At 66.2% G+C, this 16,750-nt stretch carries 12 protein-coding genes; all 12 read right to left on the bottom strand.

The features are described from left to right. Window positions 1–325: 325 nt before the first annotated feature. The 12 genes from rnr to genX all read right to left on the bottom strand — a co-directional run bounded on the left by rnr (window position 326) and on the right by genX (window position 16,716). On the bottom strand, window positions 326–2,572 hold the full coding sequence (rnr, locus tag H7A19_17665) for a ribonuclease R (protein ID MCP5476660.1): 2,247 nt from the start codon (window positions 2,570–2,572) through the stop codon (window positions 326–328). Between the two features lie 402 nt (window positions 2,573–2,974). Beyond that, complete coding sequence (locus H7A19_17660) at window positions 2,975–3,691, bottom strand: sulfite exporter TauE/SafE family protein (GenBank protein ID MCP5476659.1); 717 nt, start codon at window positions 3,689–3,691, stop codon at window positions 2,975–2,977. Next, window positions 3,681–3,848 (bottom strand): cbb3-type cytochrome oxidase assembly protein CcoS, encoded by a 168-nt coding sequence (gene ccoS / locus H7A19_17655; GenBank protein MCP5476658.1) that lies wholly within the window; start codon window positions 3,846–3,848, stop codon window positions 3,681–3,683. Before ccoS ends, H7A19_17660 begins: the two co-directional genes overlap by 11 nt. Continuing rightward, window positions 3,845–6,292, bottom strand: a complete 2,448-nt coding sequence (cadA, locus tag H7A19_17650; protein ID MCP5476657.1) for a cadmium-translocating P-type ATPase — start codon at window positions 6,290–6,292, stop codon at window positions 3,845–3,847. Before cadA ends, ccoS begins: the two co-directional genes overlap by 4 nt. Window positions 6,293–6,302: 10 nt before the next feature. After that, window positions 6,303–6,806: a FixH family protein gene (locus H7A19_17645; protein MCP5476656.1), complete on the bottom strand. Its 504-nt coding sequence runs from the start codon at window positions 6,804–6,806 to the stop codon at window positions 6,303–6,305. Between the two features lie 725 nt (window positions 6,807–7,531). Beyond that, window positions 7,532–9,235: a protein BatD gene (locus H7A19_17640; GenBank protein MCP5476655.1), complete on the bottom strand. Its 1,704-nt coding sequence runs from the start codon at window positions 9,233–9,235 to the stop codon at window positions 7,532–7,534. After that, complete coding sequence (locus tag H7A19_17635; protein ID MCP5476654.1) at window positions 9,235–11,241, bottom strand: VWA domain-containing protein; 2,007 nt, start codon at window positions 11,239–11,241, stop codon at window positions 9,235–9,237. The genes H7A19_17640 and H7A19_17635 overlap by 1 nt, the downstream gene beginning before the upstream one ends. A gap of 52 nt (window positions 11,242–11,293) precedes the next feature. Continuing rightward, a complete protein-coding gene (locus tag H7A19_17630; protein MCP5476653.1) occupies window positions 11,294–12,316 on the bottom strand; it encodes a VWA domain-containing protein in 1,023 nt (340 codons plus the stop codon). After that, window positions 12,313–12,780 (bottom strand): DUF4381 domain-containing protein, encoded by a 468-nt coding sequence (locus H7A19_17625; GenBank protein ID MCP5476652.1) that lies wholly within the window; start codon window positions 12,778–12,780, stop codon window positions 12,313–12,315. The genes H7A19_17630 and H7A19_17625 overlap by 4 nt, the downstream gene beginning before the upstream one ends. Next, window positions 12,777–13,691 carry a DUF58 domain-containing protein gene (locus H7A19_17620; protein ID MCP5476651.1) on the bottom strand — a complete coding sequence of 305 codons (915 nt, stop codon included), beginning with the start codon at window positions 13,689–13,691 and terminating at the stop codon, window positions 12,777–12,779. Before H7A19_17620 ends, H7A19_17625 begins: the two co-directional genes overlap by 4 nt. Before the next feature lie 642 nt (window positions 13,692–14,333). Further along, complete coding sequence (locus H7A19_17615; protein ID MCP5476650.1) at window positions 14,334–15,350, bottom strand: MoxR family ATPase; 1,017 nt, start codon at window positions 15,348–15,350, stop codon at window positions 14,334–14,336. A 412-nt stretch (window positions 15,351–15,762) separates the two neighbouring features. After that, complete coding sequence (gene genX / locus H7A19_17610; protein ID MCP5476649.1) at window positions 15,763–16,716, bottom strand: EF-P lysine aminoacylase GenX; 954 nt, start codon at window positions 16,714–16,716, stop codon at window positions 15,763–15,765. Between the last annotated feature and the right edge of the window lie 34 nt (window positions 16,717–16,750).

The following is a 16,750-nucleotide window of genomic DNA, read 5'->3' as shown; positions in this document are numbered from 1 at the left end:
CGCGCTCCTCGAGAGAATCCAGCGCTACCAATAACTGCCCGATGACCTCGAACCGGCGTCATTGCGAGTGCAGCGAAGCATTCCAGAAGCGCGTTCTCAAGGGCGCTGGGTTGCTTCGTCACTTCATTCCTCGCAATAACACATCAAGGACCTGCGATACCGGCTCATGCAAAGAAGCTGCGCGCGTGGATTCTCGATCTATTGCACACCATTGCAGACACCAACGCACCCTGCCCCATCTTGGTGGCTTCTCTCTGCGTTCTCAGCGCCCCTTTGCGTACTCAGCGTTCCGCTTCTGCCCACACTCCGCGGTCGACATTCAGGCTCATCGCCGTCGCCCGCGCTTGCCGCCGCCTCCGGTCTTGCCGCGGGGCTGATCGGGCTTGGGTCCGCGTGACTTGCCGTCGCGTTGGGTCTGCTGCTCGGCGCGGGTGGGCATGTCGCCGGCCAGTCGGAAATCGATCTTGCGATCCATGGCCTCCACGCGCAGCACCTTGATCCGCACCTTGTCGGCCAGTTGGAAGCCGACGCCGGTGCGTTCGCCGACCAGTCGGCGATGGCGCTGATCGTAGTGGTAGTAATCGTTGGGCAACTGGGTGACATGGACCATGCCGGTGATCCGCGTTTCCAGGATTTCGACGAACAGCCCGAAACTGGCCACGCCGGTGACCACGCCTTCGAACTCCTCACCCAGATGGCGTTCCATATAGGCGCATTTCAATCGATCGGCGACATCGCGCGTGGCCTCATCGGCACGGCGCTCGGTGGCCGAACAATGACGCCCCAGCTCGGACATCTGGGTCGGGTTGTATTGGTAATCCGACGGCGTGCCCTGGCCCAGCGCGTAATGGATGGCACGATGCACCAGCAGATCGGGATAGCGACGGATCGGCGAGGTGAAATGCGCATAGGCGCCCAGCGCCAGACCGAAATGGCCGTCGCAGGCCGCCGTATACGTCGCCAGACTCTGCGAGCGCAGCACCACGGCCTCAATCAGGGCCGCGTCCGGCCGGCTCTTGGCCTTCTTCAGCACCGCCATCAGATCCTCGGGCTTGAGGTCCTCATAGGCCGGGATGAGCATGCCGACGGTGCCCAGAAAGTCGGCCAGCTCCTCGTACTTGTGCGTGGGTGGTCGCGGATGCACCCGGTACAGGGCGGGAATGCGACTGCGCTTGAGGAATTTGGCCGCCGCGACGTTGGCCGCGATCATGCATTCCTCGATCAGCTTGTGGGCATCGTTGCGTTCGTACATCTTGACCGCATCGATATTGCCGTTCTCGTCGTAATCGAAGCGCACTTCCTGACCTTCGAAATCGAGCGCTCCGCGCTCGGCCCGGCGTGCCGACAGAATCTTGTAGAGGCCGTACAGATTTTCCAGCTGCGGCAGCACCGCCTTGACCCGCTCCAGCGCTTCCGGGCGGCGCAGACCCACCGCGGACCAGACCTGGTTGTAGGTCAGGCGTGCCGCCGAGCGCATGACGCCAGCGAAGAAGCGCGAACGGGTGGTTTCACCCTTGGCATCGATGCGCAGCTCGCAAGCCAGGCACAGGCGTTCGACTTCCGGCTTCAGCGAGCAGATGCCGTTGGACAACTTCTCCGGCAGCATCGGCACGACGCGATTGGGGAAATACACCGAGGTGCCGCGCAGCTGGGCCTCGTCGTCCAGCGCCGTACCCGGATAGACATAGCTGGCGACATCGGCGATGGCCACATAGAGCTTGTAGCCGCCGCCGCGGGTGGGTTCGCACCAGACCGCGTCATCGAAGTCGCGTGCGTCCTCGCCATCGATGGTGACCAACGGCAGCTCGCGCAGATCCTCGCGATCGCGGCGTTGCGCCGGGCGTACCGCGTCGGGAATGCGGGCGGTCTCGGCGATGACCTTGTCCGACCATTCGTGCGGGATGCCATGGGTCTCGATGGCCATGTCGATGGCCAGCGAGGTACCGACTTCCTCGCCCAGCACGCGAACGATTTTCGCCACCGGCTGCCGATGCTGTGCCGGTGGTTCGGTGATTTCGGCCACCACCACATCGCCGGGTTTGGCATCGCCTTCCTGACCCTTGGGAATTAGCAGGTCCTGATGAATGCGAGTGTCATCGGGCGCGACCACGCCGAAACCGGCTTCTTCCAGATAGCGACCGACGATGCGCGGTGAGCGCCGCGACAGGATCGAGACAATGGCGCCCTCGGGCCGGTCCTTCTTGTCGCGACCGACGACGCTGACCAGCGCCCGATCGCCGTGAAGAACCTGACGCATCTGGAAGGGCGGCAGGTAGATGTCACCCACGCCCTCATCGGGCTTGAGAAAGCCGAAACCCTCGCTGTTGGCGATGATCGAACCGGCAATCAGGTCCATCTTGTCGGCCAGGCCGTAGCCGCCGCGGCGATTGCGCAGCAGACGGCCCTGTTGCATCAGTTGATCGAGCAGCGCGCGCACCGCCTCGATCCCTTCGGCCGTCTTGTAGCCGAGCTCGTCGGCGATCTCCTCGGCCTTCATCAGCTTGGCGCTGGTCTGCAGGAATCCGAGCAGTTGGGGGGCGCCAGGCGCCTTGGGTTTGGTAGTTTTAGGCATCCGACAAGGTTACGACAAAGGCCGTTGGAATGCTCCCCTCCGGCGGCGCGGGCACGGCCGCAGGGTCAGCGCATGCTGCAAGTATCGAAGCATGGGACCGAGCGCAGCCAGAAGCGGGACGCAGAGTACGCGGACAATTGCGAGAACGATCCTGGAATGGCTTTGCTCCGCGTTCTCTGCGAATCATTGCGTTCTCCGCGTTGCAGCTCTTCCCACAGACGCTTCTGGCTGACGATTTGCGCCGTTGCTGGTCTCGGGCAGCATTGGGCTCCCGGTCGCGCCGCGAGGGCGCTCCTACAGGAGTGAGCCGCACCGATCTCCCGGTCGCGACGCGAGGTCGCTCCTACAGGAGCGAGCCGCGCTGATATCTTGGTCGCGCCGCGAGGGCGCCCCCACCGGGTGCTAATGGCAGTCGAGCAGTGGACGCAGCGCGGACAGTGGGCCTTCGTGGGGCAGTATCCATGGCGCCAGGAAGAAGAACACGCCGAACACAGCCAGTGCGGTGCCGATCTGGCGCTTGCGGTTGGCGCTGAGGCCCCGAGGCGTGCTGGCGCCGGCGGCGACGCCCAGGCCCAGCATCGCCGGCAGCGTACCCAGTCCGAAGGCAGCCATGAACAGCGCGCCCTGAACCGGGCTGGCGAAACCGATGCTGAGGGTCAGCATGCCGTAGACCAGTCCACAGGGCAGCAGACCCCAGAGGGCGCCGAAGGCCAGTCCCTTGGCGGCGCTGTCGATGGGCAGCAGGCGCCGGGTCAGCGGCTGCAGACGCCGCCACAAGGGCGCTCCGATGACGGCCAGCCGATCGAGCAAACTGATCCAGCCGGCCAGCTGCAGGCCCATCAACACCAGCACCAGCGCGGCCATGGCCCGGAGTACCCAGATGCCGGAGGGCTGCTCCAGCCAGCTGCCGATACCCAGGCCGAACAGTCCGAACAAGGCGCCTAGCCCGGCGTAGCCGAGGATGCGCCCCAGACTGGCCGCAAGCGGCACCACGATCGGTGCCCGGCCAGCGCTGGACACGCCAAAGGCGCCGGCAATGGCGCCGCACATCAGTACGCAATGAACGCTGCCAGCGGCACCGAGCAGCAGAGCCGCGCCCAGGCTCAGCTCAGCGATCACGATCGCCGGCGCGGGGCGCCTCGTCGTCGCTGAGAATGTCGATGGCCGGGGTTTCCAGGTCTTCGAACTGATCATTGTCCACCGCCCAGAAAAAGGCGTAGACGGCGGCGATCACCAGCATCAGCGACAACGGTATCAGCACCAGCAGGATATTCATGCGCGTTCCGAGCCCGTCACTGCCGCCGCGCTCTCCAGGGACAGATCTTGCACCACGGCGCCAGAGGCAGCTGGAGCGGATTTCAGCAATCGCATCGAATTGACCACCACAATCAGGGAGCTCAGGGACATGCCGATCGCCGCCAGCCAGGGTGGAACCCAACCCAGCGCGGCCACGGGAATGGCGATGGCATTGTAGCCATAGGCCCAGCGGATGTTGTGGCGGATAGTGGTCATGGTCTGCTGCGCCAGCTCCAGCGCCTGCGGCAGCACCGCCAGACGCGAGCCCAGCAACACCAGGTCAGCATGCGCCTTGGCCAGATCGGCGCCCCGACCCATGGCCATCGAGACCGCCGCCCGCCCCAGCACCGGCGCATCATTGACGCCGTCACCGACCATCAGCGCCGGACCATCCTGCAGTTGCAGCCGATCCAGCACCTCGAGTTTGGCCTGCGGCGATTGCGCCGCAAAACAGGCATCCATCTGCAATCTGTCCGACATGGCGCGCACTCGCGGCGCGCTGTCGCCACTGAGCAGGGTGGTCCGCAGGCCGCGCTCGCGCAAGGCACGCACGCTGGCGGTGGCATCGGCGCGGAGTTGATCCTGCAGCCGGAATCCGGCGATCGCCCGGCCATCGGCGCTCAGCAGGATGTCGCCATCCAGCATGGGCATCGGCGCCTCCGGGCAGGCGAAGTCGGGCCGGCCCAAGCGGTAGCAGATGCCATCGATCAGTCCTTCCACGCCGAAGCCGGCAATCTGGCGTCTTTGCGTCACCGCCAAGCCAGCCGACTCGGCGCCGAAAGCGCGGGCAATCGGGTGGGTGGCCTCCTGCTCCAGCGCCGCCGCCAGCGCCATGACCCGCTGGCTGGACTCACCATGGGCCAGCGCTGTCCGGGCAACGCGGATCTGGCCGTCGGTCAGGGTTCCGGTCTTGTCGAACACCACCTGGCGCACCTGCGCCAACGTTTCAAGAGCCGCCGGGCGGACCACCAGGATGCCCAAGCGACCCAGGCCCTGACTGGCGGCGGCCAGCGCCGTGGGCAACGCCAGGGACAGCGCGCAGGGGCAGGACACCACCAGCACCGCCAGGGCCACCTCGAAGGCGCGTTCCGGCGCGTACCAGGTCCAGGCCAGCGCCACCAGCACGGTCAGCACCAGCACCCGGGCCACGAAGATCTGGGCCACGCGCTCGGCCATCTGCAGACTGGCAGGCTTTTCCGCCCGGGCGCTGTCGGCCAGTCGCGACAGCGACGACCACACGGTCGCCGCGCCAGTCTGCTCAACCCGAAGGCGCAAGGGCCTGGACATCGCCACGCTGCCGGCCAGCACCCGCTCACCCGCCAGCTTGTCCACCGGTATCGACTCACCGCTGAGCATGGCTTCATCGACCTCGGCGGCCTCGATCAGCTCGCCGTCCACCGGGATGGTGCAGCCCGCCGCCACCTGCACCAGATCACCCGGCTGCAATTCCAGCGTGGCCACTTCCTGCTCGACCTCGCCCTCGATGCGGCGGGCCAGCGGTGGCAGCCCTGAAGACAGCACGCCCAGACTGATCTGGGCGCGATGACGCACGCTCTGTTCGGCAAAGCGGCCCAGCAGCAGGAAGAACACGAACATCGTCAGCGAATCGAAATAGACGTCGAGACCGCCGCGCCAGGACTGATAGACACTGGCGACAAAAGCCAGCCCCAGCGCCAGTGCCACCGGCGTGTCCATGCCCAATCGCCGCGCCTTCAGCTCGCGCCAGGCGCCGCTGAAGAAGGGTTGTCCGGAATAGAAGATCACCGGTGCCGCCACGCTCAGACTGACCCAGCGGAAGAAGTCGCGCACGGTTGGATCCATGCCTTCGAAGGCGCCGGCATAGAGCGCCACGCCGTACATCATCGCCTGCATCATGCCGACACCAGCGACCACCAGGCGCTTGAGCGCGTCGCGGCGCTCGCGCTTGATGCGCTCCAGGGCATGGGTGGGATCACTCAACTGCGGTCGGTAGCCCAGGGCGGCCAGTCGCTCGGCCAGATCCGACAACTGGACCTCGGCCACTCGCCAGCGCAGGAACACGCGCTGCGTCAGTGGCTGCACCCGCACCCGCAACACGCCGGGCTCCGCCGACAGCGCCCGTTCGATCAACCAGGTACAGGCGGCGCAGCGGAGGCCTTCCAACGACAGCGTGATCTCGGCCACGCCGTTGACGGCCTCACCGGCGTAGTAGCGCAGCACGGCTGGCCGATCGAAGACCGCAAAATCGCTCTCCACGGCGCGACCGGGGCCGGCGCCTTCGGCGCGCAGACGGTAGAAATCGCCCAGACCCTGGCCTTGTATCCACTCGACCGCCGCCCGGCAGCCACCGCAGCACAGCGGCTGCTGCACGCCAGCCACCACCAGCCAGTGCACGCCGCTGGCGGGCAGCGGCTCATGACAGTGGAAACAGTGGGCTGCCGCCATTGAACACGCTTCAGGGCTGGAAACGCAGGGTGTTGCTGGCCACGTCCGTCGCCCCCGGCATTTCCCAGCCCTGTTCGGGCGAGGACAGCAACAACAGCAGGCCCTGGGTCTGAGCCGGCCATACACCGCGGTAGCGACCATCATCCGAGCGCGTCAGGGTCAACACCTGATCCAGGCCGGCGTCTGTCGGATGCCAAAGCCGCAGGCTGAGCTGCTGCGGCAGATCGCGCCCGGCAAGCTCAAGGACGATGCCGCGGGCAGCCGGATCGAGCTGGGCGGTTGCTGACAAACCGAGGCTCTGAGCCCGCAGCTGCGGTTGACTGTCACCATATTGCACCGGACCCGTGCGCATGACTGATTCCGGCAGCGGCTTGTCGCCGTAGCGGATGGCGATGCCCAGCGTGGTCAAGCCGGCGATGACCGACGCCAGAACCGGCAGGAAGATCAGCCAATGCCAGGGCAGACCGGCTTTTGCAGGAATCTCGGGTTCAGCCATCAGTTGCACCACGCTCATGCCGGATCCATCGTTGATCAAGTCCAGACAGTCTGACAGAGCGACTGCCGGCAGGTTTTGATCGGCGTCAGCTGCTACCGGCAGCTCTCACCGAACACGCCGCAAGTAGTTGAATCAAAAACTTTTCCGCAAAGAACGCAAAGGACGCAAAGGAAGCGAAGATCTCAAAGGATGGTCAGCTGAGCGGCGATCTCTAGCCGCATAACCGGCTGACAACTCGGAATCGCTCTACTTTGCGGCCTTTGCGTCCTTGGCAGACAAAAAAACTCCGAGATCACCGACAGTCTGCCGCGCGAACAAGCGCACCGCCAAGGGGCGACCGGGACTCTCACCACACATACGTTAACCCATTGATTTATCAAACTGGCAAAGAAGGGGCAGCAGTCCAATCACGACGCATGATCTGACCATGCCGCGACGTGGGTCCCCTGCCCCCTGCCCATGCCAACAGAGCAGACTCCGACCGGACAGGCGGCTAGCCCGCATATTTCATGAGGGAACGCGGATGATCGCGAAGGGCTTTGCGCCGGAATCGAGACGAGAGGAGGAGTAATGGTTGTTCCATTGCGACGACGAGCAACGAAGAGTCCGGCGCAAAGAACGAGCGAGGGCCGCGTTAGCGAGGAAATGGCAGCGAACAGTTTGTCATTTCAACCCATTCGAGGATTTCCGCGTCGTTCCAACGAAGTCGGGCCATTTCATCGCGACCTCATGAAATGTGCGGGCTAACCCCGCGCCGGATACAATGGCGCCAGCGGCGAAGCCATCGCTGCCTCGCTGCTCTGGCGCAGGATCGGCCCGGACTTGAAGGCCGCCCGCAGGCGCTCGCGCACGGCCGCCCGGTCGTCGGCCGCCGGCCTGGCCGCCCACAGGGTCTGCTCCAGTGCGTCGATGGCGGCCTGCTGGGCGGCATCGCCCAGGCGCGCGCGCAGCTGTCCCAGATTCAGGCAGGGGGTCGGTGTCGATGCCCGCAGGGCGTCGGCAATCTCGTGCAGATCGCCGTCAGCCAGCGCCCGCCGCAGCACGGCGGGGTCGACCAGACGCTCCGGCGCCCGTTGCGGCGCTGGTACCGAGACGACTGCCTGCCGGCGCCAGCCCCACAGCAAGGCGCCCAGCAGCCCGCAGCCCAGTACCAGGCTGATCCAGCGCCAGCGCGTCAACTCGGCGCGCAGAGCCTCGTCGCCGGCGCTGATCGCTGTCGGCATTGCCGGAACCGGGGAGGTCGCCGGCGCCTGCGCGGTGCTCTGCATCGGCACAGGATTGATCGGCACTGCATTTCCCACGGCGACATCCAGCGTCGCCCCGGCCACCTCGGCCACATCGGCACGGTCACTGGCGGTGTTCCAGTAGCGCACCCTCAGCGCCGGCAGATCGAGCTTGCCGGCCTGGGCGGGCACGATGGCGAAGCGGCGCTTGAGCACGGCCACCGGCGCCCCGGCCACCACCCCGTCCTGACGCTGGGCCGGCTCCGGAAATACCTGTGCCCCGGGAATCGGCGGCAATTCCAGATCGGGCAACTGGCTGGACAGCGCGCCGTCTGCCGTCAGGGTGTATTCGACCAGCACCGGCTCACCGGTCCGCGGAGAATCCGGTAGGTCGGCGCGCACGAGTCCCAGCTGACGCGCGGCCAGCCACGGCTGCGGGGCCCCCGGCGGCTGTGGCCGCACGTTCAAGGAATAGCTCTGGCCCACCGCACTGACGCTCTGCACGCGGCTGAAGAAACTGTTGGCATTGTTGGTCTGGGCACCGCCGCGGAACTGTGCCGCCGGCAATTCCATGGGACCGGACTGTTCCGGGATCAGCAAGTAGCGACGTTCGAACACACCGTAGCGACGCCCGTTGATTTCAGTCTGTGACTGCTGATCTTCGCCCAGTTGTTGCAGGCTCGCATGCTCGGGCGCACGCGCCGTGACCTCGCCGCTGGACAGCGGCACCGAGTAGTACAGGCGCACGGTGAACGGCACCGCCTGCTGCACATAGGGCGAGGTGGTGCCGAGTTCACTCTCGAGAAAGATCAGATCGCCCTTCGCCGCGGAACCCGGTTCAGCCGGGACGACGGTCAGCGTCATCGGCTCGGTCGCGGAATTGCCCACCGGTATCGCCGGAATCGTCAGTACCCCGGCCGCCTTGGGCTGGATCTCGACCGAATACTGGATGGAACTGCTGCGGCGACCGTTGACGATCGACATCTGGGTGCTGCTGGACTGACCGCCCAGATCAAAGTCCTGCTGCAGCACACTGAAATCGGGCGCCGAAGACGCCTCGTCAGACTCCACCGTCAAGGTCGTGGTCTCGCCAAGCTTGATGCGATCGGATCCCAGGCTCGCCCGGGCCGCAGCAAGGGCCTGAGAGGCGCACAACAGCAGCGCGCAGCAGAGCGCAATCCCCTGCCCGATCCGGTGTCTTGTGCCCTTGGGCGAGTGCTTCATCAATGATCTCCCTCGGCTGCCCGGCGCCGATATTCCAGCTCGAATTTGCGCCGCAACAAGCCACCCGGATCGTCGGGCACCCGACGCAGCCATTGCTGCGTGGCCTGCTGCTGTTCAGCCGCCGCGCGCTCTTCGGGCGTGAGCGCCCGCGCCTCGGTCTGCTCGCCATCCTCCGACGCCTGTTGCGCCTCCAGCGCCTGCTGCATCTCGCGCTTGGCAGCCTCTTCCGCAGCCTGCTGCTGAGCCTGCTCGGCCGCGCTGGGCTGCTCGGCCCCGGACTCGTCCTTCCCATCCTGCCGGTCCTGACCTTGCTGGTCCTGACCCTGCTGATCCTGACCTTGCTGGTCCTGACCCTGCTGGTCCTGACCCTGCTGATCCTGACCCTGCTGATCCTGACCTTGCTGGTCCTGACCCTGCTGATCCTGACCCTGCTGGTCCTGGCCTTGCTGATCCTGGCCCTGCTGATCCTGGCCTTGCTGGTCCTGGCCCTGCTGGTCCTGACCTTGCTGATTCTGGTCCTGCTGGTCCTTGCCGTCCTGATTCTGCGAGGACTGCTGCGATTGCTGCTGCTTCAGCGCGTCCTCTACGATCTTGCGATTGGCCAGTGCGTCTTCCATGCCCGGCTGCCGGGCCAGAGCCTCGTCGTAGGCTTTCAGCGCCCCGGGCAGATCGCCGGACTTGGCCAGCGCGTTGCCGCGGTTGTAGTGGGCGTCAGCCTGATCCAGACCCGTCCATGATTCCGCCGCGGCCTTGTAGTCGTCGCCGCGGTAGGCGGCGGCGCCCTGCAAGGCCGGATCCTGCGCCAGCTCCCGTGCACGGGCGGCATCGCCCCGCTCCAGCGCGGCATAAGCACGCTGGTCGGAGCGCTGCCAGAGCGAGTCCCAGAAGGATTGCAGACGACCGGGTGTCGCGACTTCGCTGGCAGCCGCGGGCGCGGGTGCCTCGTCGGCGGCATAAACCTCGGACTCGGGCGCAGCCAGTCCGAAGACCAGCAGTAGCGGCAGCATGGCCAGCCAACCGCGACGGAATCCGATCAAGGCCAGTGGCAGCAGGCCTAGCAGCAACCAGTAACCGTCATCACTGCGCGCCAGCGCCTGCTGCTCGCTGGCGCCGCCGGCCGCTCCCGCCTGGTCGACGCCCGCTCGCAGCACGCCCAGCCCCCGCAAATCTGCGTCATCGGCCGTCAGCGTGGCAAAGCGGCCACCCCCGCGATCCGCCAGGGCCTGCAGGCTGGCTGGGTTCAGCTTGGCCAGGCGCGGCTGGCCATCGGCGCCGGTGATGAATCCCTGAGCATTGCTCATCGGCGCGCCCGCCAGCGTGCCCACGCCCAGCACCGACAAGCGGTAGCCCTCGGCGCGTGCCTGCTCAGCGGCTGCCTGGGCGTAGCTGTCGACCTGATCGGTCACCAGCAGGATCTCGCCGCGCTCGGCGCCGCTGTCGCGCATCAACCGCACCGCACGCTTGATGGCGCGATCGGCACGCTGGCCATCCACCGGCATCAGACTTGGATCCAGACTGTCGAGCAGGGCCTTGACGGTGCGGGCATCGGCGGTAATCGGGGCCACGGTGAAGGCATCGCCGGCGTAGGCCATCAAGCCGATCTGCCCGGTCTTGCGCTGCTCCAGCAGCCGCGCCAGCTTGGCCCGCGCCTGAATCATGCGCGAGGGCGGCAGATCCGTCGCCCGCATGGCCGAGGACAGGTCCAGCGCAATCACCAGCGGCGATTGCTGCTGCCACAGCGGCATCGGCAATTCCCGCCAGGACGGACCAGCCAGAGCCAGAACCGTCAGCAGCGCCGCAGCCAGCCACACGCGCGATGCGCCACCGGCGCCCCGGACCTCGGCGGTCTGCAGCAGATGCGGCAGCAGATGCGGATCCACGGCGCGCTGCCAGACGCTCTGCTGTGCACGTCGATGGCGTTGCAGCCACCACAGCAACGGCAGCAACAACAGCGCCAGCAGCCACCAGGGGCGCAGGAACTGCAGACTGGTCAGACTCAGTTCCATGGCCGTACCTTCGCCACAACACGGCGCTTTCCACGTCTGGCAGACCTGCAAATCATGCCGGCACTCCGCGACGCCCGGGCAACCAGGGCAAAAGCATCGATATCAAGGCCAGCAGCGCGGCAAGGCTCAGTGGCAGCACATAGCGCTCGATACGCGGCTGCAGGGTCTCGCCCGGCAATGCCGTGGGTTCGATCCGGTCCAGCTCGGCATAGATACCCGCCAGCTCCGAGGTATCGCGAGCCCGGAAATAACGGCCGCCGGTGGTGTCGGCCACGCGCCGCAGCGTGGTTTCGTCGATCTGCGCACGGCTGGGCACGCGCATGCCGAAGAAAGTCTCCTCGCCCTCGCCGCCAAAGCCGATGGTGTGTACGCGCACACCGGCCGATTTCGCCAATTCCGTGGCACGCAGCGGATCGATGGCACCGGCGGTATTGACGCCGTCAGTCAGCAGGATCAGTACCCGCTGGCCGGGCTCGGCCACCTCATCATCGGGATCGCTGAGACGCTTGACCGCCAGCGCGATGGCATCGCCGATGGCAGTTTCCTGTCCGGCCAGACCGACCACGCTGTCGAACAGCTGCTGGCGCACGCTGTTGCGGTCCAGGGTCAGTGGGGTCACGCCGTAGGCGCGCTCGCCGAACAGCAACAGGCCCACACGATCACCGGCGCGGCGCTCCAGAAAATCACCCAGCACCGCCTTCACTGCCGTCAGGCGGTCGACGATGCGGCCACCCAGGCGCATGTCCTCGGCAGCCATGCTGCCCGACAGATCCACCGCCAGCAGCAGATCGCGACCCGCCTGCGGCGGCTTGATCGCCTCGCCAAGGATCTGCGGGCGCGCCGCGGCCACGCACAGCAACGCCCAGGCCATCAGCATCCACGGACTGAGATGCGATTTGCGAGCCCGCGCCGCAGTGCCCGCCAGCGTTTCCAGTTCGCCAAAGAAGGGCGTGCGCAAGGCGCCACCCTGCCCCGCCTGCGTCGGTGGCAGGAGCCGCGCCGCCAGCCAGGGCAGCGGTAGCGCCAGCAGCATCCAGGGCCAGGCGAATTCCCAGCTCAGCAGTTCGGCAATCATGGCCCGCGCACCAGATTCAGAAAGCACTGCCGGGCCGGCGTCAGCAGCGAACGCAAGGCATCGGCGTCGACTTCCCGGCGATAGGCGCCATCGAGCAGCAGCTGCCCGAGTTCACCGGAGAACACGGTCTGAGATTTGGTACCCAACTGGCGATCAAGGAAGCCGGTCCAGGCCGCCCCGGTCAGTGTCGCGGCAGCCGGATCACGATGGCGCGCGGCGCGCCGAAGCAGCTCCGACACCGCGATCAGACAGGCGCGCGGCTCAGCAATCGCGGCCGCCTGATCGAATTCGAACTGCAGGGCACGCAGGCGCTGACGGGCGCGCCAGCGCCGCAAGCCCCAGCGCAGCGTCAGGAACAGCAATACCAGCACCGCCGCCGCCAGCAACCACCAGCCCGGCGCCGGCGGCCACCACGAGGGCTCGCTCGGCAGATGAATATCGCGCAAGGGCAGCTCCGGCTTCATGCGGCCTCACGTCTGTACGGCAGCAGCGCCGCCAGCACCTGGTCCGGCGCCTGATCGGTGCTGAGTGACATTGCCCGCCAGCCCAGGCTGCGCAGACGCGAGCGCGCCTGCTCGAAACGCTCGGCAAAGGCGTGCATCCAGGCCGCCTGAGTGGAGCCCTGCTCCAGATCCAGCTCCACCCGGCGATGGTCACCGGCAAAAGCCAGCCGCGCCTGCGGCGGCGCCAGCTCCAGGGGATCGACCAGCAAGACCGCGACCGCATCATGATGCGCCGACAGCGCCGTCCAGCGGGCGTTGTCGATGCCATCCACGCTGCGCGGATCGATCAGCGCAATCATCCGCGAGCCAGGCTTGGAGACCCGCGCCGCCGATTGCAGGGCGATGTCCAGGCCCTGGTCGTCGTCCGGCGGCTGTTGATACCAGCGGTTCAGCGCATCGAGTACGCGCAGCGCGCCACGCACGCCGCCGGCCGGCGGCAACGGTGCCTCGCTGGCACTGCCGCGCAGCGCGCTGATGCGATCTCCGCTGCGCTGCCCGGCCCAGGCCGCCAGCGCGCCGGCATAGGCGGCCTGCACCGACTTGAAACAGACGCGCGTGCCGAAATACAGCCGCGGCGAGGTATCGGCAATGATCAGACTGACCCGATCGCGCTCGGCATGAAAGACCTTGGTATGGGTGCGGCCGGTGCGCGCGGTCACCCGCCAGTCGATATGGCGGGCGTCGTCGCCTTGCGCGTACAGCCGCGACTCGGCGTAGTCCATGCCCCGACCGCGCAAGGGCGAAGTCGCCGGCCCGGCCGAACTGCCCTGCGCCCGCTGCGGCGGCGGCCACGCCTGCACCCGCGCCCTGAGCGCGATCAGTTCCGCCAGCGTCGGGCGGATGCCTTGGGAGTTCGAGGTGGCTGGCGGCATTTGCTTTATGGGTTGTGCTTTTGAGGGTTGATGGGTTTTGGCGACTAGCAACTAGCAACTGGCAACTGGCAACTGGCAACTGGCAATTGGGGCGCAGGGATCGACCTTTCCGATGGTCTGGATCTGGCTTGAAGCGCGTTGGATTGCCTTGCGGCGCTCTCCCCGAACCAATATCAATGTTTGTTCATGCGTCATTGCGAGCCACCTGTTTCGGCCCGAAACTGCCCGCGGGCCATGAACCACAAACCCGCCTGTAGGAGCGACCTCGCGTCGCGACCGGCAAGCCGCACGTCCGAAGCAGCGGTCGCGCCGCAAGGGCGCTCCTACAGGTGAACCAAGCAAACCAACGACTTGCGATATGGGTTCATGGAGAGGAGCGTAGCGACGAAGCAATCCAGAGTTGCTGCGGCGGTGCGTCTGGATTGCTTCCCCCGAATCAAGTCCGGGGTCGCAATGACGCCGGGGCTCATGGCCCGTCTGCAGTGTCAGGACGAAACAAGTGGCTCGCAACAACGTCACTTCCAACCTTGCAGGAACATCCATCACTGAGCCCTGATCGCTAGTTGCCAATCGCCAACCACTGCAGCTCAACACCCAAAGCGTCCAGACAAGTCTGGACCTGCAAAAGCGCGCACCGTGGCGTCATGGCAATGGCACCCGCTGCAGCAGCTCGGCCACCAGACGTCCGCCATCCCAGCCTTCGGCTGTGGCCTCGTAGCTGGGCAAGACCCGATGGCGCAGCACATCCGGGGCTACCGCATGGACGTCTTCGGGGGTGACGTAATCGCGGCCGGCCAGCCAGGCGCGGGCACGGGCGCAGCGCTCCAGCGCGATCGAGCCACGCGGGCTGGCGCCCCAGGCGATCCGTCGTGCCAAACCCTTGTCATAGCCGCTGGCGTCGCGTGTGGCCAGCACCAACTCAACCAGATAGCGCTCCAGCGACTCGGAGAAATGCAGATCCAGCACCGCCGACCGGGCGGCGAAGACCTCGGCCTGTGACAGCTGATCGACGCTCTCGCTGCGCGAATGCAGGGCGTTGCGAGCCTGATCGCGCACCAGCCGCAAGATCGCCGTCTCGGCGCCGGCCTCGGGATAGCCCACCCGCACATGCATCAGAAAGCGATCGAGCTGGGCCTCGGGCAAGGGATAGGTGCCTTCCTGCTCGATCGGGTTCTGGGTGGCCATCACCAGGAACAACTTCGGCAGCGCGTAAGTCTTGCCGCCGACAGTGATCTGGCGTTCGCCCATGGCTTCAAGCAGCGCCGATTGCACCTTGGCCGGCGCCCGGTTGATCTCGTCGGCCAGCAGCAGATTGTGGAACAGCGGGCCGGGCTGGAACTCGAACCGTCCATCCTGCTGGCGCCAGATATCGGTGCCGGTCAGATCCGAGGGCAGCAGATCGGGGGTGAATTGCACCCGCTGGAAATTGGCCTCGACCCGCGCTGCCAGCGCCTTGACTGCCGTGGTCTTGGCCAAACCCGGCGCACCTTCCACCAACAGATGGCCATCGGAGAGCAGCGAAATCAGCAGCGACTCGACCAACTCAGCCTGACCGATCACCTGTGCCGACAGGGTTTCCCGCAATTGCCTGAATCTGGAATGCAGATCGGCGAGGTCGATGTGCTCTGGAACTTCGTTGACTGCAGCAGATCCTTCCATGCCTGGATGCGTACCCAATGGGAGACGGGTCCTCAGACCGCAGAGTTGGCAAAAAGTTCTGGGCGACGGATTCGTTCACCTGTAGGAGCGCCCTTGCGGCGCGACCGCTGCCTAGAACGTGCGGTTTGCCGGTCGCGACGCGAGGTCGCTCCTACAGTCAAGCCTGTGGTTCACGGCCCGTGCGAAGTTTCAGGCCGAAACAGGTGGCTCTCCATGAACCCATATCGCAAGTTGTTGATTTGCTGTTGTAGGTCACGTTGCTCGCGTAGCGAGCTACGTGACGCAATTCGATGTCACGTAGTCCGCTGACGCGGACAACATGACCTACGACACCGGGTTCATGGCCCCTGTGCAGTTTCGCGCCGAAACAGGTGGCTCGCAATGACGCCACCAACACGCAAGGCCAGCCCCCTCAAGCCCGCGCAAACACGAACGGCATCACCGCCTCGATGGTGTCGGCACCGACCAGCCACTGGTGCAGGCGCTCCACACCCATGGCCACGCCGGCGCAATCGGGCATCTGCGGCAGTGCCTGCAGCAGAAACTCGTCCAGGGCGGGCAGCGCCGCGCCGCGCCGCACTCTTTCGGCCAGATCGCGCTCAAAACGCTGACGTTGCTCGACCGCATCGTTGAGCTCGTGATAGCCATTGGCCAGTTCCACCCGGCCCAGATACAGCTCGAAGCGCTCGGCCACTCGGGGATCGGTCGGATGGATGCGCGCCAGCGCCGCCTGGCTGGCCGGAAAATCGTGAATGAACAGGAACTGCTGATCGCTCCACCGGGCCTCGATCAGATGGGTGCGCACCAGATCGAGCAGATCGTCGCGGCTCAGCCCTTCCAGATTGATCGTGCAGTCCGAAAGGGCCTGCTCCAGATCCTCGCGACTCGCCGTCAGCGGGTCGATACCCACGTAGCGCTGGTAGCACTGCTGGTAACTCAGGCGTTCGGCGGATCCCAGCTGGCGGCCGAAGGCGGCGGCCAGGGTGCGCACCAGCGCCTCGACCTCATCCATCAGTTGATGGTGGTCGAAACCGACCCGGTACCACTCCAGCAGGGTGAACTCCGGATTATGGCGGGCGCCGCACTCGCCATCACGAAACACGCTGGCGATTTCATACAGATCGCCACAGCCAGCCGCCAACAGGCGCTTGTGGAAGAACTCCGGGGAGGTCCGCAACCAGCGCAGGGCCGGTCCACCGAGCGGCGGACCGTGGTATCGGCTGCTGAAGCTGTCGATATTGGGATCACTGTTGCCGGCCTGCGAGAGCACCGGCGTGCTGACCTCCAGCACCCCGCGCGCCGCGAAGAACTCGCGAATCAGCGAGACCAGCTGCGCCCGCTGCCGCATCAGCGCCGGCAGCGTCATTGGAGCATGCCCTCGGCCCGCCAGCCCATGACCG

Source organism: Rhodanobacteraceae bacterium, assembly GCA_024234055.1.
Lineage (GTDB): Bacteria > Pseudomonadota > Gammaproteobacteria > Xanthomonadales > SZUA-5 > JADKFD01.
Note: the sequence above shows the minus strand (reverse complement) of the source record. Positions and strands in the feature narration are given on the sequence as shown.